Raw genomic sequence first — 23,699 nt, forward strand, 5'->3', positions numbered from 1 at the left:
CGGCCCGGCAAGCAAAGCGCTGCCGGGTAAAAGACTCAATGCGGGCTGATGTTCTCTCCCTGAAGGAGAGGGCGAAAATAGTAAAAACGGCAACCTCAGGGTTGCCGTTTTTGTTTTGTTTAACTGTGTTTATTCTTCAGCTCAAATCGCGGAGACACCAGGCCATACAGCGTCCAGCCCATAAAGGTCACAATGGCACCCCACAGCATCGCTTCTTCACCAGACGAATACAGCGCGTAGAAGCTATACATCGCCCCGATAAACGCCACCACGTTCGCGGCCTTCGCTTTGCCCGGCGCGACGTTCGCCATTTTCTGAATAATAACCAGCGCCGCCATCGACAGGATGTAGGGAATAATGTTGGTCACCACCGCCAGATTCACCAGCACGTTGAACTGATTATTCAGCGACGGGCTAATGGTCATCAACGACAAACCGGACTGAATCACCACAATCATCAGCATGCCCTGAACCGGGGCTTCAGCGCGGGATAAGCGCGAAAATATTTTCGGGAAATAGCCCTCATCCGCTGACGATTTAAACACCTGGGCGATAGTAAACTGCCAGCCCAGCAGCGAACCACAGCATGACATTACCATCAGGCCCATGATCACTTTCCCGACTTCCGGGGTGAACATTTGCGCGAAGGCCAGGCCGAATGGGGCGGTGGAGCTGGCTAAATCGACGTTAGGTACAATCCCGGCAATCACGTTAGTGGAGACGATGTAAATCACCGCTGCACCGAGCGTCCCGCCGAGAACCGCTATCGGCACGTTACGCTCCGGGTTTTCCACCACATCGGTATTGGCACAGGCAGATTCCAGACCGAGAAACGCCCACAGCGTCATTGCGATAGACGACCCGACCGCGCTAAAGAACGGCACGTGGTGAGGGTTCCAGGATTCTACGTACAGTGTCGGGCTGAACCAAAACCAGCCGATAATGCACAATCCCACGACCGGAATAATAACGCCCCAGACGGTGACGCTACTAATTTGTCCGGTGATCCGCGCCCCACCAAAGTTGGCGATGGTGCACAGCCACAGTACGCCGATGGTCGCCAGTCCAATCTGAATCGGGCTGAGCGTGACCCCGAACAGTTCGGTCCCGTAACCCACCGCTGAAATGGCAATTGCCACGTTGGCAATCAGCAGCGACACGCCGTAGGTATAGTTGGCCATAAAGTTGCCGGATTTGCCGAAGGCATACTCCGCATAGCCGCCCATGCCACCGGATTTACGGCTGAACATCCCGCATTTGGCAAATGCCCACGCCAGTGCGGTAGAGCCTATGGCGGTCACCAGCCAGGAGATAATCGAAATCGTGCCCACTTCCGCAAGCTTGGTCGGCAGCATGATTATCCCGGAACCCATCATGTTCACCATGGTCAGAATGGTGAGCTGAACGACGCCCATCTTGTTCGATTTGCTCATAATGCCTCCCCTTTCAGGAGCGGCTGTTGAGCATCGCGGGACTTAATGACGTTGCACCACACCTGCTTACGGCCGTCGACGTCCTCAATATAAACCCCCTGAAGTTCTGGCGCGAAGCCTGGAAGAAGGTTGATGCCTTCTTCCAGCGCGGTGAAATAACGCAGTACCGCACCGCTCCAGATTTCCCCCGGCACGACGCACAGCACGCCCGGTGGATAAGGAAGGGCGCCTTCCGCCGCAATGCGACCTTCAGCCTGCGGCAGCGCCACCAGTTCAACTTCACCGCGCAGATAGGCGTAGTTCGCTTCCTGCGGATTCAGACTGACGCGCGGGAAATGCGTCTTGCGGAACATCTCTTTTTGCAGCTGTTTCACGTCATGACGAGCATATAGCTGATGCATCTCCAGACACAGCTGACGCAAAGTATATCCGGCGTAGCGATGCTCGTACTGGCGATACAGTGACGGTAAAACCTCCTGCAATGGCGCATCGACCTCGAGCAGTTTTTCAAAGCGCACCAGCAGTGCAACCAGTTGTTGCAGCTTCGCCATATCTTCCGCCGGGGTCAGCAGGAACAGAATCGAGTTAAGGTCGCACTTCTCAGGCACCACACCATTCTCACGCAGAAAATTAGCGAGAATAGTTGCCGGAACGCCAAACGCGTCGTACTCACCGCTGGCGGCATTAATGCCCGGAGTGGTCAGCAAAAGCTTGCACGGATCGACGAAATACTGGTGTTCAGCGTAGCCTTCAAACGCATGCCAGCGCTCACCCGGCACGAAATGGAAGAAGCTCAGATCGCGAGCAATTTGCTCGGTAGGCCAGGTGTGCCAAGGCTTGCCATTGATGATCGGCGGCACAAACGGGCGAATATGATGGCAGTTCTCCAGGATCAGTTTGCGCGCATCAATGCCATTTTCCACGCAACTCATCCACATATTACGGCCGCTCACACCTTCATGCATTTTCGCATTGACGTCCAGCGCGGCAAACAGCGGATAGAACGGGCTGGTAGAGGCGTGCATCATAAAGGCGTTGTTAAGGCGTTTATGCGGTACGTAGCGCGACTGGCCTTTGATATGGCTGTCTTTTTTGTGGATTTGCGAGGTTTGAGAAAAACCGGCCTGCTGTTTATGGACCGACTGGGTCACCAGAATCCCCGGATCGTTTTCATTAAGCTCCAGCAGTAACGGCGAACAGTCAGCCATCATCGGAATGAATTGTTCGTAGCCGACCCATGCGGAGTCAAACAGGATGTAGTCACACAGATGACCAATCTTATCGACCACCTGACGAGCGTTATAAATGGTGCCGTCGTAGGTCCCGAGCTGAATGACGGCCAGACGGAAAGGGCGGGCCAGTCGCGCACGCTGTGGTGCCACTTCGGCAATCAATTCCCGCAGGTAAGTATCTTCAAAGCAGTGCGCATCAATTCCGCCGATAAAGCCGTACGGGTTACGCGCGGTTTCCAGATATACCGGCGTGGCGCCAGCCTGTAACAGTGCACCGTGATGGTTGGATTTGTGGTTGTTGCGGTCAAACAGCACCAGATCGCCCGGCGTCAGCAGCGCGTTAAGCACCACTTTATTCGACGATGACGTGCCGTTCAGGACGAAATAGGTTTTGTCGGCGTTGAACACTTTAGCTGCATGCTGCTGCGCCACGCAGGGCGCGCCTTCGTGGATCAGCAAATCACCCATCGCCACGTCGGCGTTGCAGAGGTCTGCGCGGAACAGCGTCTCGCCAAAGTATTCGACAAACTGGTTGCCCGCCGGATGGCGACGGAAAAACTCACCGCCCTGATGGCCAGGGCAGTCGAACGCGCTATTGCCCTGATTAACGTAATCCACTAATGCACGGAAGAACGGCGGGCGTAGCTGCGTTTCATATTTATGCGCGGCGGCTTCAAGCTGGCGACCATAGAAGTCGTTGCGTGTGTCATCATGTTCAAACACGCCATGAATGCGCGACAGATATTCTGCGGGCACGATTTCATCTTTATTAATACCGATAAACACCGGCAGGTTATAACCGGTGGCATCTATCTCATCGAGTTTCCCACACTCGACATCTTTTACAGATAATACCGCAGCGGCGACATCGATGAACTGCGTGTTATATGTGTCAACAATACTGCGGGTGCTGTTAAAACAATCAGGGCAATGGCGACTGACGGCGATTTTTAATTCTGACATTTTTCATCTCTTTAATTTCAAGGAATAGCAGGTCCTCAATTTCTTAAACACGAAATTGATTATTCCGGTGAAAAGGCAATGGTGTCCCACTGATAATAAAATCAGGTTATTGCTTTTTCAGAAGTCATAAATCCCACCGGCCCGGTTGCCGGAATACAGAATTTATCAAGGCGAGCGCAGGAGCTACAGGCAAGTGCCTGTATTATCAGGAAGTCAGGAGTGACCTGTATGCTGAGCGCCCGTAGTCGGAAGACTATCGGGCATTAAAGAAGTGAAAATCGAAGCTGTTGCGGTGGGCGAACATCATGATGTGCGTCGTTCGCCTTATATGGGGCATGAGTCGGCTATTGTTTTCCATAATATATACCTTCATGAATGTGTGAAAGCACAGGCATTCTATCTGGATATGGATTGCAATCTGTGAAGATGATCAACAAAAAATGATCGTTACAGAATTAATTGATTGAGGTGTTGAGGTTTTTCCGAATTAAATGCTGGGTTGTTATTTTAATGTGAATGAACTGTGGGTTTTTATTGTTTAAATGGAGTGGCGTATGCTCAATAATAATGGTCAAAACTATTTGGCATACGACGAAATTAAAGCATAAACCGATAACCAATTCCGGTTTCGGTTAACAGATGCTGCGGACGCGCCGGGTCAATTTCCAGCTTCTGGCGTAAATGGCCCATATAAATGCGCAGGTAGTGGCTATGCTCAACTGCATTCGGCCCCCAGACCTGACTTAACAACTGGCGCTGGGTCAATACCTTGCCGTGGTTGTTGAGTAACACCGCCAGCAGGCGAAATTCAATAGGCGTCAGGTGGATTTCCTCGCCGTCGCGCTGAATGCGGTGGCTGGCAATATCGACCTGAATATTGGCGAAATTAAACACGGGCTGATTTTGTTCCGCGCTCCCGTGACGGCGTAGGGCGACACGCAAACGGGCCTGTAATTCGCCAATGCCAAATGGCTTGCTGAGGTAATCGTCGGCCCCGGCGTCGAGCGCGGTAATTTTATCCGTCTCTTCGGCGCGAGCGGAAAGCACAATCACCGGCACCTGGCTCCACTGACGGAAATCGCGAATGAAATCGATGCCGTCGCCATCCGGTAAACCGAGATCGAGAATGACCAGATCAGGTTTACGCGTGGCCGCTTCCAGCAGCCCACGTTGCAACGTTTCGGCTTCGTGCACGCGCAGACCATCGGCTTCCAGCGCACTGCGCAGAAAACGGCGAATAGCCTGTTCATCTTCAACGATAAGTACGTTAATCACAGTTCCTCAAGAAGTTCATCCAGCTCCGGGGGCGCATCAAGCGGTAGGATAATCCTGAAACTGGCCCCGCCTTCGGGGCGGTTAGACGCGTGCAGTTCACCGCCATGTACATCGACAATCGCCAGGCAAATAGCGAGGCCAAGCCCCACGCCGGGAATGGCCGACTCTTTATGGCCCCTGGAGAATTTAGCAAAGATCGCCTGTTCCTGACCAGCAGGGATACCGGGACCGGAGTCCCACACGTCCAGCTGTAGCTGTTCGGGCAGGCGTTCGGCGGAAATCCCAATGGTGGCCGACGGGCCCGCGTACTTCGCGGCGTTTTCCAGTAGGTTAATCAGCACCCGTTCAAACAGCGGGCCATCAACGTGAATGAGCGTCAGCGGGTCGCCCAGCGCCAGCTGAATATGCCGCCCGCCGAGGCCCATTTCCAGGGTGCGAATAGCGCTGCCCACCACTTCTTCCAGCGTCAGCCACTCTTTGCGCAGGTTAAATCCACCGGACTGAATGCGCGCCATATCGAGCAGATTGTTCACCAGCCGGGTGGTGTTCAGCACATGCTGGCGAATTTCGTTGGCCTGTGGGGCGTGCTTTGAACCTTCGCTGGCCAAATCCAGCGTCAGAATCTCCGCCTGACCAAACAGCACGGTCAATGGCGTGCGCAAGTCGTGTGAAAGTGCCGCCAGCAGCGAGTTGCGAATGCTTTCTCGCTCACTCGCCAGCCGCGATTGCTCTTCGCTTGCGGTCAGCGCCAGACGTTCCAGGGCGCTGGCGACCAACAAGGTGCAGGTTTCCAGCAGTCGCTGCTGTTCGGGGATCATCAACTGGCGCAAATTACCCGGTTCAACCACCACCACGCCGTGGGTTTTCTCGGCGCTTTTTAACGGCAGGATCAGATAGGGTACGCCGGGCAGCGTGTCGGTTCCCGCACCTGCTGGCTGGCCTTTGTCAAAGCTCCAGCGGGCGATGGCGTCGTCCCACGGCGTGATGTCGTTGCCGTCGGTCAGAGGGTGAAGCCCGCCATCGGCATTGGGCAGCAACACCTGGCTGCGCGCCTGGAAAGTGGAGTGAATAAACTGCTCGCTGGTTTGGGCAATATCCTGTGCGCGGCGGCCGGTTGCCAGCGCTTTCGACATTTCATACAGATGCCGGGTGCGCTGTTCACGATAGCGCGCGACGCGGGCCTGATAGCGCACGCCTGCGGTTAAATTCCCAATAACCAGCCCGACGGTCAGCATCACGCCGAAGGTTAAAACGTACTGCACATCGGAAACGGCGAGGGTGCCGCGCGGAGCAATAAAGAACAGATCAAAGCTGACGACGTTGGCGACAGTAGCCAGCACCGATGGCCAGCGTCCGTAGAACAGCGCCACAATCACCACACCGAGCAGATAGAGCATCACCAGGTTGGCGGCATCAAACGCCATCAGGAAATGGCTGGCGAAGACCGTAATTAAGGCGCAGAGCACCACGGCAACGATGCAGCCACGAAGCTGAACGCGCCAGCGTTCTAGCCACGGGCGATTATCGGCGCCTCGGGTTGGGCTGGTGCTCGGCTGATCTTCAAGGGCAACAATCAGTAAATCGAGATCCGGCGCACGACGGGCGAGCCTGTCGGCGAACGATTCCTGGCTCCACCAGCGTCGTTTATTACGCCGACCAATAATGATTTTGCCGAGATTATGTTCGCGGGCGTAGCGCAGAATAGCTTTCTCTTCCGCCGGGTCTGACAGCGTAGCGGTTTCCGCGCCCAGCTCCTGTGCCAGACGCAGTGCACTGAGAATATTGCGCCGCTGTGATTCTGGCAGACGGTGTAAATCGGGGGTTTCGACATAGACTGCATGCCATGCGGTGCCGAACTTGGCGGCCAGACGGGCGGCGGCCCGCACCAGTTTTTCATTCCCACCGCTGTGGCCGACACACAGCAGAATCGCATCGCGGGTATGCCAGACTTTTTCTTCGCCTTGCCGGTCTCGCCAGGCGCGCATCTGATCATCCACGCGGTCAGCGGTGCGTCGCAGTGCCAGTTCGCGTAGGGCGATGAGGTTGCCTTTACGGAAGAAATGCTCGATGGCACGTTCGGCCTGCCCGGCGATATACACTTTGCCTTCATGCAGGCGCTGGCGCAAATCGTCCGGCGGCAGGTCCACCAAAACCACTTCGTCAGCAGAATCGAAAAAAGGATCCGGCACGGTTTCGCGCACTTTGATACCGGTCACACCGCTGACTACGTCGTTCAGGCTTTCCAGATGCTGAACGTTGACGGTGGTAAAAACGTCGATACCCGCTTCCAGCAGTTCTTCTATATCCTGCCAGCGCTTGGGGTGACGTGAACCGGGTGCGTTGGTGTGCGCCAGTTCGTCCATCAGGATCAGTGCCGGGCGGCGGGCGAGGGCGGCATCGAGGTCAAATTCTTCGACTTGTCGACCGCGATAGTGAATGCGTTTTCGGGACTGAGTCGCCAGTCCCTTAAGCTGAGCGGCGGTCTCCTGACGGCCGTGGGTTTCAACCACGCCCACCAGAATATCGAGCCCTTGCGCCCGCAGGCGCTGCGCCTCTTGCAGCATGGCGTAGGTTTTTCCTACGCCAGCACAGGCGCCAAAAAAGACTTTCAGTTTTCCGCGATGCCAGCCGGAGGATTGCTCCAGTAGGCGGTCGGGATCGGGACGAAAGGGCTCGTCGGTCATGCTCAATCCTTACGGTTGTTTCAGGGCATCCAGCGCCATATTCAGCTCAACAATATTCACCACCGGCTGGCCGAGGAAACTCACCAGTGGCTGCTGTGTGTGTTCGGCAACCAGCGTTGTCAGCATTTCTACCGACACGTGACGGGCCTGCGCCACACGCGGTATTTGCCAGTCTACCGACTGCGGCGTCAGGCTGTAATCAAGCCCGCTCGCGGACGTCGTCACCAGTTCGACGGGAACCTGTGCGTCTGCCTGCGGATTGTCCTGACGCAGTTGCGCCACCCGCGCCGCCACCTCTTTATCCAGCTCGGGATTACTGCCTGCCAGGTTGCTGCCGCCGGATGCCTCTGGATTATAGGGGCTATTGGCGGTGGCGGAAGGGCGACCGTGAAAATATCCCGGCGCGGAAAACTGCTGACCAATCAAGCGAGAACCACGCATCTGGTTGTCCTGATGAATCAACGAGCCGTAGGCCTGGTCAGCGAACCACCATTGTCCAAGCGCAGTGGTGAGCAGCGGATACACGCCCCCGGTGACCAGGGTTAAAAAAATCAGAACTACCAGAGCAGGGCGTAACGTCGTCATTTTCATTTCCTCTTACACCAGACCAGACAGGGTCAGCAACAGGTCAATCACTTTGATGCCGATGAACGGCACCAGCAGGCCACCGAGGCCGTAAATCCACAGGTTACGCCGCAGCATTGCTGCGGCCGTCAGTGGCTTATAACTCACGCCTTTTAACGCCAGCGGGATCAGGAACACAATAATCAGGGCGTTAAAGATAACGGCGCTGAGAATGGCCGACGCGGGCGAGTGCAGGTGCATCACGTTCAGCGCGTTGAGCTGCGGATAGGTAGCCGCAAACGCCGCCGGGATGATGGCAAAATACTTCGCCACGTCGTTGGCAATACTGAAAGTGGTCAGCGACCCACGGGTCATCAGCATCTGTTTACCGATATGAACCACTTCAATCAGCTTGGTCGGGTTGGAGTCCAGATCGACCATGTTGCCTGCTTCTTTTGCGGCCTGGGTTCCGGAGTTCATCGCCACGGCCACGTCAGCCTGCGCTAACGCCGGGGCGTCGTTGGTACCGTCGCCGGTCATCGCCACCAGACGGCCCTCTGCCTGATACTGACGAATCAGTGCCAACTTGGCTTCCGGTGTCGCTTCCGCCAGGAAATCATCCACGCCTGCTTCAGCGGCGATGGCGGCGGCCGTCAGGCGGTTATCGCCGGTGATCATCACCGTTTTAATGCCCATTTTGCGCAGCTGTGCGAAACGCTCTTTAATGCCACCTTTAACGATATCCTTCAGTGCAATCACCCCGAGCACCGTCGCACCTTCCGCCACCACAAGCGGAGTGCCACCCTGACGCGCCACGCCTTCGACCTGCGTATCGACCTGCTTCGGGAAGTGCCCGTTGTTGGCTTCTACGTGACGACGGATCGCATCCACAGAGCCTTTACGGATCATGCGGTCGTGAATATTGATACCGCTCATGCGGGTCTGCGCAGTAAAGGGCACAAATGTGGCCTGCAATTCCTGTACGTCACGCTCGCGCAGATTGAAGCGTTGTTTTGCCAGCACCACGATACTGCGGCCTTCCGGCGTTTCATCGGCCAATGACGCCAGTTGCGCGGCATCTGCGAGGGTTTTCTCATCGACGCCAGGAGCAGGCAGGAACTGAGATGCCTGACGATTGCCGAGCGTGATGGTGCCGGTTTTATCCAGCAGCAGGACATCCACATCGCCCGCCGCTTCAACTGCACGACCGCTGGTGGCAATCACGTTGGCACCAAGCATCCGGCTCATCCCGGCCACGCCGATAGCCGACAGCAGCCCGCCGATGGTCGTCGGGATCAGACAAACCAGCAGCGCAATCAGCACTGTCACGCTGACCGCCGTTCCGCCGTACGCGGAGAACGGCCACAGGGTGGCGGTAGCCAGCAGGAACACGATGGTCAGAGCGACCAGTAAAATGGTCAGGGCGATTTCGTTTGGCGTTTTACGACGCTGAGCACCTTCGACCATGGCGATCATTCGGTCAAGGAAGGTTTCGCCAGGGTTAACGCTGCAACGGATAACCAGCCAGTCGGAAAGAATGCGTGTGCCACCCGTTACCGAGGCGAAGTCGCCGCCGGATTCGCGTATAACTGGCGCGGACTCCCCGGTAATCGCGCTTTCGTCCACCGACGCACCACCTTCGATAACTTCACCGTCGCATGGGATGATGTCACCCGCCTCCACCAGAACGATGTCGCCTTTGCGCAGGTCATCTGCCGGAACGTGATCGACCTGAGCACCATGCTGCGGCGCGCGAAGTTTACGGGCGAAAGACGTTTTCTGAATGCCTTTCAGACTGTTGGCCTGCGCCTTGCTGCGGCCTTCCGCCAGCGCTTCGGCGACGTTAGCGAACAGCACGGTAAACCACAGCCAGATGCTGATTGCCGCCGTGAAACCGGCGCTACCGGGCACTTTTCCAAAGGCCATCGCCACGGCGAGCAAGGTAGTCAGCACGCTGCCCAGCCAGACGATAAACATCACCGGGTTGCGCCATTGTACGGCTGGACTCAGTTTTTTTACGGCATCCAGCAGGGCCTGGCGAACCAGGGCCGGTTCGAAAATTGCCGTTTGCTTACGACTCATAAAACGTGTCTCCAGCTGTCTTATAACGAAGAGAGATGTTCTGCGACCGGGCCTAACGCCAGGGCGGGAATAAACGTCAGGGCGCCAACCAAAATCACGGTGCCTATCAGCAAGCCAACAAACAGCGGGCCGAAGGTCGGTAACGTGCCGGTGCTGGCGGGCTGAATTTTCTTGCTGACCAGCGAGCTTGCGATGGCCAAGACAGGCACGATCACCCCGAAGCGTCCGACGAACATGCAGAAGGCCAGCAGGCAGTTCCAGAATGGAGAGTTAGCACTCAGGCCACCAAAGGCGCTGCCGTTGTTATTGGCGGCGGATGACACGGCGTACAGCACTTCACTGAAACCGTGAATACCCGGATTGAACATCCCGGCGCGCCCGGCGTCGGTCATCATCGCCAGCGCGGTGCCAAGCAGGACCAGTGTCGGAGTCACGAGGATCGCCAGCGCGGTCATTTTCATTTCGCGCACGTCGATTTTTTTACCAAGATATTCCGGCGTACGGCCAATCATCAGCCCGGCGATAAACACCGCCAGCAGCACGAACAGCAGCATGCCGTACAGCCCGGAACCTACACCGCCAAACACCACTTCACCAATCTGCATCAGCCACATTGGCACCATTCCACCGAGCGCGGTAAAGGAGTCGTGCATGGCGTTCACTGCGCCGCAGGACGCCGCGGTCGTCACCACCGCAAACAGACTACTTTGCAGAATGCCGAACCGGCTCTCTTTGCCTTCCATATTGATGGCGCTGTCGGCCCCGAGTTTCAGGAAGTGAGGATTCCCGCTGAGCTCAGCCCACATCACCACCGCTACGCAAATGACGAAAATGACCGACATCGCCCACAGGATCGCGCGTCCCTGGCGGCGGTCGTTGACCGCTTCACCGAAGGCGAAACACAGCGCGGTTGGGATCAGGAAAATCGCCAGCATTTGCACCGTATTGGTCAGCGCCGTTGGATTTTCAAATGGATGGCTGGAGTTGGCATTAAAGAAGCCGCCGCCGTTGGTGCCGAGCATTTTGATGGCTTCCTGCGACGCTACCGGTCCCATTGGCAGCAGACCTTTTACGCCTTCCAGCGAAGTGAAATGCTGGTACGGGAGAAAGTTTTGCAGCGTGCCTTGCTGGATCATAAATAGCGCAATCAACAGCGACAGCGGCAGCAGGATCCACAACGTAACGCGCACGATGTCCATCCACGCATTACCCAGCGTGGTGGTGCTGTGGCGGCAGAAACCGCGGATTAGCGCGAACACGACTGCGATGCCAGTCGCGGCAGATAAGAAGTTTTGCACTGCCAGCCCGGACATCTGGCTGAAATAGCTCAGCGTACTTTCACCGCTGTACGCCTGCCAGTTGGTGTTGGAGACAAAGCTGATGGCGGTGTTCATCGCCAGGTCCCAGGAGAGCCCCGGAAAGTGTTGCGGATTCAGCGGCAGGACGCCCTGCAACATCAGCATGGCGAACAGCGCCACTATCCCCAATACGTTGAGCATCATGATAGCCAGCAGATATTGCCGCCAGTTCATCTCTTGGGCGGATATGCCCATCAGGCGCCAAAGACCGCTTTCAACTCTGGCTGTTCCGGGCAGAGGCGTATTGGCAATGAGCCGTGCCAGCACGATGCCTAAAGGGCGCGCCAGAATGAACAGGACCAGTAAAAAACTGGCAATGAGTAAAAACCCTTGCGCTGCCATCAGAAGGCCTCCGCATTGATCAGGGCATAAACCAGATAACCCAATAACAGGAAAACCAGTACCATACCAGTTAGCACGCCTGCACTCACAGTCCACCTCCAGGTGTTTAATGACGTGCGGTAACGGTAAGTTTTTCGGTGCAAAGATTTCGCAAAAAACGCAGGGCCGGGTGTAAAAATAATATAAAAATGGCAAAGACCATTAATTAACTACTGGTTAGTATTAATTTAACTTTTATGTAACTTTATTACGGTGAGAAGTGTAAATCAGCCCAGGGCGGCCAAAAAAAGTGGTCGGATGAGTAGCAAAATTACAACCAAAGCGGTATTATTTGACCCAGATAACGTTTACCGGCGTGCGTTGCCGGCCATAAAAGGGGAGAGAGATTATGTACAAAGAGTTTCCTGCACATGTTGTATTGATGCGTCGTACTTTCGCCGTTGTGGCGGGTGTTTTGGCGCTGCCAGTGATGCTATTCTGGAAAGATCGTGGACGTTTTTACAGCTATCTGCACCGTGTCTGGTCTAAAACCAGTGAAAAACCGGTATGGATGGATCAGGCCGAAAAAGCGACCTGTGATTTTTACTGATCTGTCGCGATCCCGCTGGATAGAATCCTAAAATTTTACCGAATTACGTCCAGGCCGCCTTGTGCGGCCTTTTTCGTTTTTTGGGCGTCTACACTTCTTTCATATGCCTGAAAGGAGCGGTTATGAGTGAGAAAATCCCGGTTGGCATCAGCGCCTGTTTATTAGGCGAGCCCGTTCGTTTTGACGGCGGGCATAAACGCCTGACTTTTGCAGTAGAGGATCTCAGCCCATTGGTGGCGTTTGAGCCCGTCTGCCCGGAAATGGCCATTGGCTTACCGGTGCCGAGACCCGCGCTGCGATTGATGAAAGACGAGCAGGGCAGCACGAATTTGCGTTTTAGCGATGGACGCGACGGTGATTTAACCGAGGCGATGCGCGATTTTACCCGTCAGCGGATTACCCGTTTCGAAAAGCTGTGCGGCTATATCGTGTGCGCAAAATCGCCAAGCTGTGGTATGGAGCGAGTGCGGGTATACGAGACCGACGGTCAATATAGCCGCAAATCTGGACGAGGCATTTACACCCAGATCCTGATGGAAACGTACCCGTGGCTGCCAGTGGAAGAAGACGGGCGTCTACAGGACGCTGTTCTTCGCGAGAACTTCGTCGAGCGTATTTATGCTCTGCATGAGTTGCATGCTCTTCGCGAACGGGGCCTGAATCGCGGTGAATTAATGGCCTTTCACAGCCGCTATAAGTTGTTACTGCTGGCGCATTCTCAGCCGCTGTACCGTGATCTCGGGCGCTTTGTGGCGGCGATGGCGGAATGGACGTCGCTGGAGGACTACTTTGTCGACTATCGCCAGCGTCTGATGACGCTGATGTCACATCCGGCAACTCGCCGCAATCACACCAATGTTTTGATGCACGTGCAGGGCTACTTTCGCAAACAGCTTAATAGTCGACAGCGGCAAGAGTTGGCAGACCTTATCGATCGCTATCGGCAGGGCACGCAGCCGTTGCTTGCACCCGTCACGTTGTTAAAACACTATATGGCTGAATTTCCTGATGCTTATCTGGCCGGGCAGCGCTATTTCGATCCTTGGCCGGAAGCCTTACGCTTACGTTACGGACATTAACCGGAGAGTTATGACCACCCATCTGGTCTGGTTTCGCACCGATTTACGCCTGCACGATAATCTGGCGCTGGCCGCCGCCTGTCGGGATCGTCAGGCGAAGGTGATCGCGTTGTTTATTGCCACGCCGAAACAGTGGCAGCAGCATCATATGGCGCCACGCCAGGCGGCATTTTTGCAGGCTCAACTAAACGCGTTACAAACGCAGCTGGCGCAAAAAGGCATTCCTTTATTATTTCGTGAAGTGGCGGATTTCGCTGCGTCGGTAAAGGTAGTGAAAAATGTCTGCGATGAGCAACAAGTCGATCGGCTTTTCTATAACTATCAATATGAAATTAACGAGCGTCAGCGCGACAGCTGCGTGGAAAAAACTCTGGATACCGTGACGTGCCAGGGGTTTGATGACAGCGTGATGCTGGCGCCCGGAAGCGTAATGACCGGGAATCATCAGATGTATAAGGTGTTTACGCCGTTTAAAAATGCGTATCTGCGACGACTAAAAGAAGGGCTGCCGGAATGCGTCCAGGCTCCGGCGCATCGTGACAATGGGGCGTGTGAAACGTCTGAGATTGTACTTAATCTCCCTCAAGAGCCATTTGATAGCGGGCTGTTTCCGGCGGATGAGAAAACCGCCATTGCCAGGCTGCGCCACTTCTGCCAACAGCAGGCCGGGGAGTACCAAGAAAAGCGAGATTTCCCCGCGATTGAGGGCACCAGTCGGTTATCGGCGTGCCTCACCTTGGGCGTACTGTCTCCGCGCCAGTGCCTACATCGGCTTCTCGCGGAATGTCCGTTCGCGCCAGAGGGCGGCCCTGGCGCGGTCTGGCTAAATGAACTTATCTGGCGTGAATTTTACCGCCATCTGATGACCTATCATCCCGAACTGTGCCGCTATAAACCCTTTATCGCCTGGACGGATAACGTTGCGTGGAACAACGATAGTGTGGCACTTGCCGCCTGGCAGCAGGGGAAAACAGGTTACCCGATAGTCGATGCGGCGATGCGTCAGCTCAATGAAACAGGCTGGATGCACAACCGCTTGCGGATGATTGTCGCCAGCTTCCTGGTCAAAGATTTGCTGATTGACTGGCGGGAAGGCGAGCGTTACTTCATGTCACAGTTGGTAGACGGCGACTTAGCGGCCAACAACGGCGGCTGGCAGTGGGCGGCGTCCACCGGCACCGACGCAGCACCGTATTTCCGAATCTTTAACCCGACTACGCAGGGCGAACGGTTTGATAAAGAAGGCGTGTTTATTCGTCACTGGCTACCTGAATTGAATACAGTACCAGAGAAGGGGATTCATGAGCCGTGGCTGTGGGCGGAAAAAGAGGGGATAACGCTTGAATATCCGCGCCCGATTGTAAATCACAAACAGGCACGGTTAGATACGCTGGCGGCATATGAAGCCGCCAGAAAATCTTAAGACTCCAGCGCCAGACGACGGGATCTGACTTTCATCGCGTGGCCAAGCCAGATGACCAGCATCACGGCCACACAGGCCAGTGAACCCCAGGTTATCTGGCTGAACACGTCGATGTATGCATCAATAGAGTAGTTAATCGCCCCCGCAGCATCAAAGGCACTTTGCGATGTCTGATCGGCAATCACACCCGCGACGTAGTTGGCGATTGCCCCGGAAAGCAGCATGTAGATGCCGGTCAGCACGCCGGTCACGCCCGGAATTTCGATGCGTGTGATTTGCGCCATCGCAACCGGGTCAATGAACAGCTCGGCAAAGCCCATTACCGCCATGCCCAGAACCATCAGTGGCATCGATGAATGACCGTAGGTCGCAGACCAGCGTGCGCTCAGGGTCAGAATGCAGAAACCTGCGCTCATCAGCCCAAGTCCCAGGGCGTATTTACCCCAGATGCGCACCGCGCGATTACCTGTCACCGATTCTTTGATCACCCAGGCGAGGAACACGCCGCACATCATCACGGCAAAACCATTGACCGACTGGAACATCGCCGTTGGCACGTCATAGCCAAGAATATCGCGGTTCACGAAACGATCGATATACAGGCTTATGGAACTGCCGCCCTGCTGGGCAAAGGCCCAGAACAGCAGGCTGAAGAAGGTCAGGACCACAATAAGCCCCAACTCTTTTCGTTGCTTCTGGTTCTCTGCTTTTTTGTAGATGTGCGCGAGCATGACCAGACCGATAACGGTGGCAACAATCAGCGCATACAGTGACCACTCTTTCCAGAACAGCACAGCAATGACAATCGGCGACACAACCATCAGCGCCAGCAACCAACCCCAGACCGGAACGGCCAGCTTCTTACTGCACAGGACGGTTTTGTTCACGCCGACGGTATGGCTGAAATGGCGGTGCCCGCAGAGGAAAATCACCAGACCGGCGAGCATACCGATGGCGGCAAGTGCGAAGCCCATCGCCCAGCTGTATTCTTCCTGGACGTAACCACAGGCGATTGGTGCGATGATAGAGCCGACGTTACCTGCGGCGTAAAGTAAGGAGAAACCGCCATCACGGCGCGGATCGGTGGGTTCATAAAGCTCGCCGAGGAGGCAGCTAACGTTCGATTTAAACAGACCGTAGCCGCAAACGATAATTGCCAATGACAGGTACAGGAACATCGATGACATTTCGCTGGCGCCGAGCACCAGGTGGCCGACGGCCATCAAAAAGGCGCCGATCATCACCGACATGCGGTTGCCAAGCACTTTATCCGCCAGCCAGCCGCCGAGGATTGGCGTGACATAGACCAGTGAGCAGTAGGCGCTGAACAGCGCATAAGCGTGGTTATCGTTGTATTTCAGTTGGTTGGTGAGATACAGGATCAGCAGCGCGCGCATCCCATAAAAGCTAAAATATTCCCAAATTTGCAGTGCGACCACGTAATAGATAGCGCGTGGTTGTGACGATGGTGTCTTCATGTTGCTCTCAGTCTTGCCAGAAGTGCAGAAGATAATCATTCCGCATTATTCGTTTCTTATATTCTTTCCATGGGCCTTGAACGTAAAAGCTCAATTTATATGCTGTCCTTATGCATAAATATACATGATCGTGCTGCGTGACGTTAAGCGTTTTTTGCGCAAATCAACAGAGCGGTTTTTTGTCAGGCGTTGTGCGGGTATCGACGTGAAGCCGTCAGGCGGCTATGGTATCCAACAGTATTGAAGGAAAGTCTGGAGTGACGATGAAAAACAGTGAACTGGAACAACTGATTAACGACAAACTCAACAGTGCAGCGATCAGCGATTACGCACCAAATGGGCTGCAGGTTGAGGGGCGGGAAGAGATCCGCAAAATCGTCACCGGCGTGACCGCAAGCCAGGCACTGCTGGATGAAGCCGTTCGTCTGGAAGCCGATGCCGTTATCGTACATCACGGCTATTTCTGGAAAGGGGAGTCACCGGTGATTCGCGGCATGAAGCGCAACCGGCTTAAAACGTTGCTGGCCAATGATATCAACCTTTACGGCTGGCATTTGCCGCTGGATGCACATCCTGAACTTGGTAATAACGCCCAGTTAGCCGCGCTGCTCGGCATCAACATCAAGGGCGAAATAGAGCCGCTGGTGCCTTGGGGCGAACTGTCGATGGCCGTTTCCGGACTGGAGCTGGCGTCGTGGATTGAAACCCGCACCGGTCGTACGCCGCTGTGGAGCGGGGATACCGGGCCGGACAAAATATCGCGCGTGGCGTGGTGCACCGGCGGTGGTCAAAGTTTTATCGACAGCGCGGCACGTTTTGGCGTGGATGCCTTTATTACCGGTGAAGTGTCGGAACAAACCATCCATTCAGCGCGTGAGCAGGGCTTGCATTTTTATGCCGCCGGTCATCACGCGACCGAACGCGGCGGCATTCGTGCATTAAGCGAATGGCTGACAGAAAATACCGATCTGGATGTCACCTTTATTGACATCCCTAACCCGGCCTGATGAGAGAGGGCGAAAGTGCAGCGAGCGCGTTGTTACCTGTTGGGCGAAACGGCAGTCGTTCTGGAACTTGAACCGCCTGTGACGCTGGAGAGCCAGAAACGTATCTGGCATCTGACCCAGCGTTTACCTGGATACCCGGAAGTGCTCGAAGCCATTCCTGGGATGAATAATATCACCGTTATCCTGCGTGATCCGCAGTCGCTAGCGCTGGATGCCATCGAGCGTATTCAGCGCTGGTGGGAAGAGAGCGAAGTACTGGAGCCGGATTCCCGCCAGATTGATATCCCCGTGGTTTACGGCGGCAAACTGGGGGCGGATTTACCGCTGGTGGCCGAGCATTGCGGCCTTACGCCGCAGCAGGTTGTAGAGCTTCACGCATCGCAGGATTATGTGGTGTGGTTTTTAGGCTTCCAGCCTGGCTTTGCTTACCTGGGTGGGCTGTCGCCAAAACTGGCGATGCCGCGTCGGGCAGAGCCGCGAGTGCAGGTACCTGCGGGCTCCGTTGGGATTGGCGGTCAGCATACTGGCATTTATCCGCTGGCAACGCCGGGCGGCTGGCAGCTGATTGGCCATACCTCGCTGGCGATGTTTGATTCACGCCTGTCAGAGCCGGTTTTACTGAGGCCGGGAGATACGGTGCGCTTTGTGCCGCAAAAGGAGGGCGTATGCTGAAAATTATACGTTCAGGCCTCTACACTTCGGTCCAGGACGACGGGCGTTATGGCCTGCGTCAGTCCGGCGTCAGCCGCTGCGGCGCGCTGGATAAACCGGCGCTTTTCACTGCTAATTTGCTGGTGGGTAATGACCCGAGCGCGGCAGCTCTCGAAATTACGCTGGGCCAGCTGACGGTTCAGTTTGAACGCGACGGCTGGTTTGCGCTGACGGGTGCGGGATGCGAAGCGATGCTCGACGATAAACCCGTTTGGGCGGGATGGCGGTTGCAAGTTAAGGCCGGGCAAACGTTGGTGATGAAGCGACCGTTGCACGGTATTCGCAGCTATCTGGCCATTTCGGGCGGCATTGATGTGCCGAAAGTGCTGGGTTCGTACAGTACCGATCTTAATGTCGGGATTGGCGGGCTGGAAGGGCGTCGTCTTCAGGATGGCGATACCCTGAAATTGCTGCCAGCTTCGCGCACATTTAACGGTCCGCAGGGTGTGAAACAACTGCTGCGCGGGAACTGGATTCGAGCATTGCCGGGGCCGGAATATCATGAATTTGATGCTGCATCGCAGGAGAACTTCTGGCGTGCGCCGTGGCAACTCAGCCCGCAAAGTAACCGCATGGGTTATCGTTTACAGGGCCAACCGTTGGTGCGTACCACGGACCGCGAGCTGTTATCACACGGCCTGTTGCCGGGCGTGGTACAGGTGCCGCACAACGGCCAGCCAATTGTGCTGATGAATGATGCGCAAACTACCGGCGGTTATCCGCGTATTGCCTGCATTATCGAAGCCGATATGTATCAACTGGCGCAAATTCCACTGGGGCAGCCGATTCACTTTGTGCCATGCACGTTGGAAGAAGCACTGAAAGCGCGAGACGATCAGCACCGTTATTTCGAACAGCTGGCCTGGCGTCTCAACGCAGAACAGTAAGAACGCGTTATGCCTGAAGGACCGGAGATCCGCCACACAAGGTAAAAGCAAAACGGTAACCCGAGGGTTACCGTTTTAGTGTTTGCTCCCTCTCCACGTGGGAGAGGGGTGGGGTGAGGTCATCAGGCTGCCCCGCCCCCAACGTCAATTATTTCTTCTTAACGTCTGAGCTGAACTCACGTTTGTCGTAACCGGTGTACAGCTGGCGTGGACGGGCAATTTTCATGCCTTCGCTGTGCATTTCGCTCCAGTGTGCAATCCAGCCAACAGTACGCGCCATGGCGAAGATGACGGTAAACATGGAGGACGGAATACCCATCGCTTTCAGGATGATACCGGAGTAGAAGTCCACGTTCGGGTAGAGTTTCTTCTCGATGAAGTACGGGTCGTTCAGCGCGATGTGCTCAAGCTCCATCGCCACCTGCAGCAGGTCGTCTTTGGTGCCCAGCTCTTTCAGCACTTCGTGACAGGTTTCACGCATCACGGTGGCGCGCGGGTCATAGTTTTTGTAAACACGGTGACCGAAGCCCATCAGACGGAACGAATCGTTCTTATCTTTGGCGCGACGTACGAATTCTGGAATATGCTCAACAGAGCTGATCTCTTCCAGCATTTTCAGTGCAGCTTCGTTGGCGCCGCCGTGTGCGGGTCCCCACAGAGACGCGATGCCCGCGGCGATACAGGCGAACGGATTCGCACCGGAAGAGCCCGCAGTACGGACGGTAGAAGTAGAGGCGTTCTGCTCGTGATCGGCATGCAGAATCAGAATTCGGTCCATTGCGCGTTCCAGAACCGGGTTCACCACGTAGTTTTCACATGGGGTGGAGAACATCATGTTGAGGAAGTTGCCCGCGTAGGAGAGGTCGTTACGCGGGTATACAAACGGCTGACCGATGGAATATTTGTAGCTCATCGCGGCCATGGTCGGCATCTTAGACAGCAGACGGAACGCAGCGATTTCGCGGTGACGCGGGTTATTCACGTCCATGGAGTCGTGATAGAACGCCGCCAGCGCGCCGGTCACGCCGCACATGACCGCCATTGGATGCGAGTCACGACGGAAGCCGTGGAACAGACGGGTAATCTGCTCGTGGATCATGGTGTGACGGGTCACGGTGGTTTTGAATTCTTCGTACTGTTCCTGGGTCGGTTTTTCACCGTTCAGCAGGATGTAGCAGACTTCGAGATAGTTAGACTGTGTTGCGAGCTCATCAATAGGAAAACCGCGATGGAGAAGGATACCTTCATCACCGTCGATAAACGTGATTTTTGATTCGCAGGATGCGGTGGAGGTAAAACCAGGGTCAAAAGTGAACATCCCTTTTGAACCGAGGGTACGGATATCAATAACGTCTTCGCCGAGTGTGCCTTTTAGCACATCCAGTTCAATAGCAGTATCACCGTTGAGAGTGAGCTTTGCCTTTGTATCAGCCATTTACGGTCTCCTTAGCGCCTTATTACATAAGACTGCCGGATGCCGGATTCGCTTTCAGGGTGATTTTCGACTTTACCAGTTTGTTATTCGGCTCACCGCTCAGCTCGCGAGGGTAAACCAGGGTACAGAGCAAAGGGCGCCTTGGGGCATACGTTCAATCCACCGTGAAACAACAGCAAATCAGGGTCTTAGCAGTCCGATTTTTCAAACCTGTGTATCACTATTAACTGTCCTGATTACATCGGTCAATACTTTCTCACCATTACATAACTATTTGTCAGGAGAAAGAGTGACACCATAACTTTTACGCATTATATGCCTTTCTAAGTGATGGTTGTAACAATAATGTTTAATGTTTGTCAAATCAGGTGAGTAAAAATTAAAATAATGTTGTTATCGTGACCCTGATCACTGTTCCGCATAAAACCCGACAAACTATATGTAGGTTAATTGTAATGATTTTGTGAACGGCCTATACTGCCGCCAGGTCTCCGGAACCCCCTGCAATCCCGAGCCACCCAGCGTTGTAATGTGCCGTTTTAGCTCTTTTATATGGAGTTTTTACATGACGCGCAGTTATAGAAAGGACGCTGTCTGACCCGCACGCAGACCGGAGGAAGGGAAACAATAAGAACAGCATGTGGGCGTTATTCATGATAAAAAATGTGAAAAAACAAAGACCTGTCAATCTGGATCTCAAAACGATCCGATTTCCTGTAACGGCGATAGCGTCCATCCTCCACCGCGTTTCTGGCGTGATTACATTTGTGGCGGTTGGCATCCTGTTGTGGTTACTGGGCACCAGTCTCTCCTCTCCTGAAGGTTTCCAGGTCGCGAGCTCCATCATGAGCGGCTTCTTCGTCAAATTCATCCTCTGGGGCATTCTGACCGCACTGGCGTATCACGCCGTGGTGGGCATTCGCCATCTGATGATGGACTTTGGCTATCTGGAAGAGACCTTCGAAGTGGGTGTGCGGTCTGCCAAGATATCTTTTGTTATTACTGTCGTGCTTTCACTTCTCGCAGGAGTCCTCGTATGGTAAGCAACGCCTCAGCACTAGGACGCAACGGCGTACATGACTTCATCCTCGTACGTGCCACCGCGATCGTTCTGACTCTGTACATTATCTACATAGTTGGTTTCTTCGCGACCCACGGCTCGCTCACCTGGGAAGTCTGGATGGGTTTCTTCTCTTCCGCTTTCACCAAAGTCTTCACCCTGCTGGCTCTGTTCTCTATTTTGATCCATGCCTGGATTGGCATGTGGCAGGTGTTGACCGACTACGTTAAACCGCTGGCGATTCGCCTGCCTCTGCAACTGGCTATCGTCGTTGCACTGGTGGTTTACGTGATTTATGGATTTGTTGTGGTGTGGGGTGTGTAATGAAACTACCAGTCAGAGAATTTGATGCTGTTGTAATCGGCGCAGGTGGTGCAGGCATGCGTGCCGCACTGCAAATTTCCCAAGGCGGCCAGACCTGTGCGCTGCTCTCTAAAGTCTTCCCGACCCGTTCCCATACCGTGTCTGCGCAGGGCGGTATCACCGTTGCGCTTGGTAATACCCATGAAGATAACTGGGAATGGCACATGTATGACACCGTAAAAGGGTCAGACTACATCGGTGACCAGGACGCTATCGAATATATGTGTAAGACCGGCCCGGAAGCGATTCTGGAGCTGGAACATATGGGTCTGCCATTCTCCCGTCTGGATGATGGCTCTATTTATCAGCGTCCGTTTGGCGGCCAGTCGAAAAACTTCGGTGGCGAGCAGGCGGCACGTACCGCAGCGGCGGCTGACCGTACCGGTCACGCGCTGTTACACACGCTGTATCAGCAAAACCTGAAAAACAACACCACGATATTCTCCGAGTGGTATGCGCTGGATTTGGTGAAAAATCAGGATGGCGCGGTGGTGGGTTGTACGGCACTGTGCATCGAAACCGGTGAAGTCGTGTACTTCAAAGCCAATGCCACCGTGCTGGCGACCGGTGGTGCAGGCCGTATTTATCAGTCCACAACCAATGCGCATATCAACACCGGTGATGGCGTCGGTATGGCTATCCGCGCCGGTGTTCCGGTGCAGGATATGGAAATGTGGCAGTTCCACCCAACCGGTATCGCCGGTGCGGGCGTGCTGGTGACCGAAGGTTGTCGTGGTGAAGGCGGTTATCTGCTGAACAAACACGGTGAGCGTTTCATGGAGCGCTATGCGCCAAACGCGAAAGACCTGGCGGGCCGTGACGTAGTGGCGCGTTCCATCATGATCGAAATTCGTGAAGGTCGCGGTTGTGAAGGCCCGTGGGGTCCGCATGCCAAACTGAAACTCGATCATCTGGGTAAAGATGTTCTCGAATCCCGTCTGCCGGGCATCCTCGAGCTGTCCCGTACTTTTGCACACGTCGACCCGGTTAAAGAACCGATCCCGGTTATCCCAACCTGCCACTATATGATGGGCGGTATTCCGACCAAAGTGACCGGCCAGGCGCTGACCGTGAACGAGAAGGGCGAAGACGTAGTGATCCCAGGCCTGTTCGCAGTGGGCGAAATCGCGTGTGTATCCGTACACGGTGCTAACCGTCTGGGTGGTAACTCGCTGCTGGACCTGGTGGTCTTTGGTCGTGCCGCTGGCCTGCATCTGCAAGAATCAATCGCCGAGCAGGGTGCGCTGCGTGACGCAAGCGAATCTGACATTGACGCTTCTCTGGAACGTCTCAACCGCTGGAACAACACCCGTAACGGTGAAGATCCGGTGGAAATCCGTAAAGCACTGCAGGAATGTATGCAGCACAACTTCTCGGTCTTCCGTGAAGGTGATGCGATGGCCAAAGGTCTGGAACAGCTGAAAGAGATCCGCGAGCGCCTGAAAAATGCCCGTCTGGACGACACCTCAAGCGAATTCAACACCCAGCGCGTTGAGTGCCTGGAGCTGGATAACCTGATGGAAACGGCCTTCGCGACGGCGGTATCGGCAAACTTCCGTACTGAAAGCCGTGGCGCACACAGCCGCTTCGACTTCCCTGAGCGTGATGACGCAAACTGGCTCTGCCACTCCCTGTACCAGCCGCAGTCAGAATCCATGACCCGTCGTGAAGTGAACATGGAACCGAAACTGCGTCCGGCATTCCCGCCGAAAGTGCGTACCTACTAATTGCGGA

Annotated in this window: 20 protein-coding genes; 9 read left to right on the plus strand and 11 right to left on the minus strand. The window is 55.0% G+C overall.

Annotation, left to right across the window (positions count from 1 at the left end):
- Window positions 1-119 precede the first annotated feature (119 nt).
- The 9 genes from potE to kdpF form a co-directional block, all read right to left on the minus strand.
- Window positions 120-1,433, minus strand: a complete 1,314-nt coding sequence (gene potE, locus MUU46_RS17355; RefSeq protein WP_159754370.1) for a putrescine-ornithine antiporter — start codon at window positions 1,431-1,433, stop codon at window positions 120-122.
- Complete coding sequence (gene speF, locus MUU46_RS17360) at window positions 1,430-3,628, minus strand: ornithine decarboxylase SpeF (RefSeq protein WP_258966163.1); 2,199 nt, start codon at window positions 3,626-3,628, stop codon at window positions 1,430-1,432. Before speF ends, potE begins: the two co-directional genes overlap by 4 nt.
- 253 nt (window positions 3,629-3,881) lie before the next feature.
- Complete coding sequence (speFL, locus tag MUU46_RS17365) at window positions 3,882-3,986, minus strand: leader peptide SpeFL (RefSeq protein WP_110510109.1); 105 nt, start codon at window positions 3,984-3,986, stop codon at window positions 3,882-3,884.
- Window positions 3,987-4,225: 239 nt separating this feature from the next.
- Complete coding sequence (gene kdpE, locus MUU46_RS17370) at window positions 4,226-4,903, minus strand: two-component system response regulator KdpE (RefSeq protein ID WP_159754363.1); 678 nt, start codon at window positions 4,901-4,903, stop codon at window positions 4,226-4,228.
- Window positions 4,900-7,587: a two-component system sensor histidine kinase KdpD gene (kdpD, locus tag MUU46_RS17375; protein ID WP_258966164.1), complete on the minus strand. Its 2,688-nt coding sequence runs from the start codon at window positions 7,585-7,587 to the stop codon at window positions 4,900-4,902. The genes kdpE and kdpD overlap by 4 nt, the downstream gene beginning before the upstream one ends.
- 9 nt (window positions 7,588-7,596) lie before the next feature.
- Window positions 7,597-8,172 (minus strand): potassium-transporting ATPase subunit KdpC, encoded by a 576-nt coding sequence (gene kdpC / locus MUU46_RS17380; protein WP_258966165.1) that lies wholly within the window; start codon window positions 8,170-8,172, stop codon window positions 7,597-7,599.
- A gap of 12 nt (window positions 8,173-8,184) precedes the next feature.
- Entirely contained in the window at window positions 8,185-10,233 is a 2,049-nt protein-coding gene (kdpB, locus tag MUU46_RS17385) for a potassium-transporting ATPase subunit KdpB (RefSeq protein WP_258966166.1), read from the minus strand.
- Between the two features lie 20 nt (window positions 10,234-10,253).
- Window positions 10,254-11,933 carry a potassium-transporting ATPase subunit KdpA gene (gene kdpA, locus MUU46_RS17390; protein ID WP_258966167.1) on the minus strand — a complete coding sequence of 560 codons (1,680 nt, stop codon included), beginning with the start codon at window positions 11,931-11,933 and terminating at the stop codon, window positions 10,254-10,256.
- Window positions 11,933-12,022 (minus strand): K(+)-transporting ATPase subunit F, encoded by a 90-nt coding sequence (gene kdpF, locus MUU46_RS17395; RefSeq protein WP_159754348.1) that lies wholly within the window; start codon window positions 12,020-12,022, stop codon window positions 11,933-11,935. Before kdpF ends, kdpA begins: the two co-directional genes overlap by 1 nt.
- A 299-nt stretch (window positions 12,023-12,321) precedes the next feature.
- Between kdpF and MUU46_RS17400 the strand changes: the two genes are divergently transcribed.
- The 3 genes from MUU46_RS17400 (at window position 12,322) to phrB (ending at window position 15,024) form a co-directional block, all read left to right on the plus strand.
- The gene (locus tag MUU46_RS17400) at window positions 12,322-12,522 is read left to right on the plus strand and encodes a YbfA family protein (protein ID WP_110510102.1); all 201 of its coding nucleotides are present in this window, start codon (window positions 12,322-12,324) and stop codon (window positions 12,520-12,522) included.
- Between the two features lie 122 nt (window positions 12,523-12,644).
- Entirely contained in the window at window positions 12,645-13,601 is a 957-nt protein-coding gene (locus MUU46_RS17405; protein WP_258966168.1) for a YbgA family protein, read from the plus strand.
- A 10-nt stretch (window positions 13,602-13,611) separates the two neighbouring features.
- Window positions 13,612-15,024 (plus strand): deoxyribodipyrimidine photo-lyase, encoded by a 1,413-nt coding sequence (gene phrB / locus MUU46_RS17410; RefSeq protein WP_258966169.1) that lies wholly within the window; start codon window positions 13,612-13,614, stop codon window positions 15,022-15,024.
- Here the strand turns inward: phrB and dtpD are convergent.
- Complete coding sequence (gene dtpD, locus MUU46_RS17415) at window positions 15,021-16,502, minus strand: dipeptide permease DtpD (protein ID WP_258966170.1); 1,482 nt, start codon at window positions 16,500-16,502, stop codon at window positions 15,021-15,023. The two genes, phrB and dtpD, sit on opposite strands and share 4 nt — an antisense overlap.
- A 263-nt stretch (window positions 16,503-16,765) precedes the next feature.
- Between dtpD and MUU46_RS17420 the strand changes: the two genes are divergently transcribed.
- The 3 genes from MUU46_RS17420 to pxpC are packed head-to-tail and all read left to right on the plus strand — an operon-like array spanning window position 16,766 to window position 19,107.
- Window positions 16,766-17,509: a type 2 GTP cyclohydrolase I gene (locus tag MUU46_RS17420; RefSeq protein ID WP_258966171.1), complete on the plus strand. Its 744-nt coding sequence runs from the start codon at window positions 16,766-16,768 to the stop codon at window positions 17,507-17,509.
- A gap of 15 nt (window positions 17,510-17,524) precedes the next feature.
- Window positions 17,525-18,181 carry a 5-oxoprolinase subunit PxpB gene (gene pxpB, locus MUU46_RS17425; RefSeq protein WP_258966172.1) on the plus strand — a complete coding sequence of 219 codons (657 nt, stop codon included), beginning with the start codon at window positions 17,525-17,527 and terminating at the stop codon, window positions 18,179-18,181.
- The gene (gene pxpC, locus MUU46_RS17430) at window positions 18,175-19,107 is read left to right on the plus strand and encodes a 5-oxoprolinase subunit PxpC (RefSeq protein WP_258966173.1); all 933 of its coding nucleotides are present in this window, start codon (window positions 18,175-18,177) and stop codon (window positions 19,105-19,107) included. The genes pxpB and pxpC overlap by 7 nt, the downstream gene beginning before the upstream one ends.
- Window positions 19,108-19,255: 148 nt before the next feature.
- Here the strand turns inward: pxpC and gltA are convergent, their stop codons facing one another.
- Window positions 19,256-20,542 carry a citrate synthase gene (gene gltA / locus MUU46_RS17435; RefSeq protein ID WP_159754324.1) on the minus strand — a complete coding sequence of 429 codons (1,287 nt, stop codon included), beginning with the start codon at window positions 20,540-20,542 and terminating at the stop codon, window positions 19,256-19,258.
- Between the two features lie 638 nt (window positions 20,543-21,180).
- On the opposite strand from gltA, the gene sdhC reads away from it, so the two are divergent.
- Genes sdhC through sdhA form a run of 3 tightly spaced genes read left to right on the plus strand, consistent with a single transcriptional unit; the run spans window position 21,181 to window position 23,692 of the window.
- Window positions 21,181-21,585 carry a succinate dehydrogenase cytochrome b556 subunit gene (gene sdhC, locus MUU46_RS17440; RefSeq protein WP_168927187.1) on the plus strand — a complete coding sequence of 135 codons (405 nt, stop codon included), beginning with the start codon at window positions 21,181-21,183 and terminating at the stop codon, window positions 21,583-21,585.
- Window positions 21,579-21,926, plus strand: coding sequence for a succinate dehydrogenase membrane anchor subunit (gene sdhD / locus MUU46_RS17445; RefSeq protein ID WP_258966174.1), 348 nt, complete (start codon window positions 21,579-21,581; stop codon window positions 21,924-21,926). The genes sdhC and sdhD overlap by 7 nt, the downstream gene beginning before the upstream one ends.
- On the plus strand, window positions 21,926-23,692 hold the full coding sequence (gene sdhA, locus MUU46_RS17450) for a succinate dehydrogenase flavoprotein subunit (RefSeq protein ID WP_159754318.1): 1,767 nt from the start codon (window positions 21,926-21,928) through the stop codon (window positions 23,690-23,692). Before sdhD ends, sdhA begins: the two co-directional genes overlap by 1 nt.
- Window positions 23,693-23,699 lie beyond the last annotated feature (7 nt).

The organism is Scandinavium tedordense, assembly GCF_024764965.1.
Taxonomy (GTDB): Bacteria; Pseudomonadota; Gammaproteobacteria; order Enterobacterales; family Enterobacteriaceae; genus Scandinavium; species Scandinavium tedordense.

What these genes read in the sequence shown, in the direction of transcription:
- kdpA (WP_258966167.1), bottom strand. Translation starts at nt 11,933, where the DNA reads ATGGCAGCGCAAGGGTTTTTACTCATTGCCAGTTTTTTACTGGTCCTG.
- pxpC (WP_258966173.1), top strand. Translation starts at nt 18,175, where the DNA reads ATGCTGAAAATTATACGTTCAGGCCTCTACACTTCGGTCCAGGACGAC.
- MUU46_RS17405 (WP_258966168.1), top strand. Translation starts at nt 12,645, where the DNA reads ATGAGTGAGAAAATCCCGGTTGGCATCAGCGCCTGTTTATTAGGCGAG.
- sdhD (WP_258966174.1), top strand. Translation starts at nt 21,579, where the DNA reads ATGGTAAGCAACGCCTCAGCACTAGGACGCAACGGCGTACATGACTTC.
- potE (WP_159754370.1), bottom strand. Translation starts at nt 1,433, where the DNA reads ATGAGCAAATCGAACAAGATGGGCGTCGTTCAGCTCACCATTCTGACC.
- speFL (WP_110510109.1), bottom strand. Translation starts at nt 3,986, where the DNA reads ATGGAAAACAATAGCCGACTCATGCCCCATATAAGGCGAACGACGCAC.
- speF (WP_258966163.1), bottom strand. Translation starts at nt 3,628, where the DNA reads ATGTCAGAATTAAAAATCGCCGTCAGTCGCCATTGCCCTGATTGTTTT.
- phrB (WP_258966169.1), top strand. Translation starts at nt 13,612, where the DNA reads ATGACCACCCATCTGGTCTGGTTTCGCACCGATTTACGCCTGCACGAT.
- dtpD (WP_258966170.1), bottom strand. Translation starts at nt 16,502, where the DNA reads ATGAAGACACCATCGTCACAACCACGCGCTATCTATTACGTGGTCGCA.
- gltA (WP_159754324.1), bottom strand. Translation starts at nt 20,542, where the DNA reads ATGGCTGATACAAAGGCAAAGCTCACTCTCAACGGTGATACTGCTATT.
- kdpD (WP_258966164.1), bottom strand. Translation starts at nt 7,587, where the DNA reads ATGACCGACGAGCCCTTTCGTCCCGATCCCGACCGCCTACTGGAGCAA.
- kdpB (WP_258966166.1), bottom strand. Translation starts at nt 10,233, where the DNA reads ATGAGTCGTAAGCAAACGGCAATTTTCGAACCGGCCCTGGTTCGCCAG.
- kdpC (WP_258966165.1), bottom strand. Translation starts at nt 8,172, where the DNA reads ATGACGACGTTACGCCCTGCTCTGGTAGTTCTGATTTTTTTAACCCTG.
- sdhA (WP_159754318.1), top strand. Translation starts at nt 21,926, where the DNA reads ATGAAACTACCAGTCAGAGAATTTGATGCTGTTGTAATCGGCGCAGGT.
- MUU46_RS17400 (WP_110510102.1), top strand. Translation starts at nt 12,322, where the DNA reads ATGTACAAAGAGTTTCCTGCACATGTTGTATTGATGCGTCGTACTTTC.
- sdhC (WP_168927187.1), top strand. Translation starts at nt 21,181, where the DNA reads ATGTGGGCGTTATTCATGATAAAAAATGTGAAAAAACAAAGACCTGTC.
- MUU46_RS17420 (WP_258966171.1), top strand. Translation starts at nt 16,766, where the DNA reads ATGAAAAACAGTGAACTGGAACAACTGATTAACGACAAACTCAACAGT.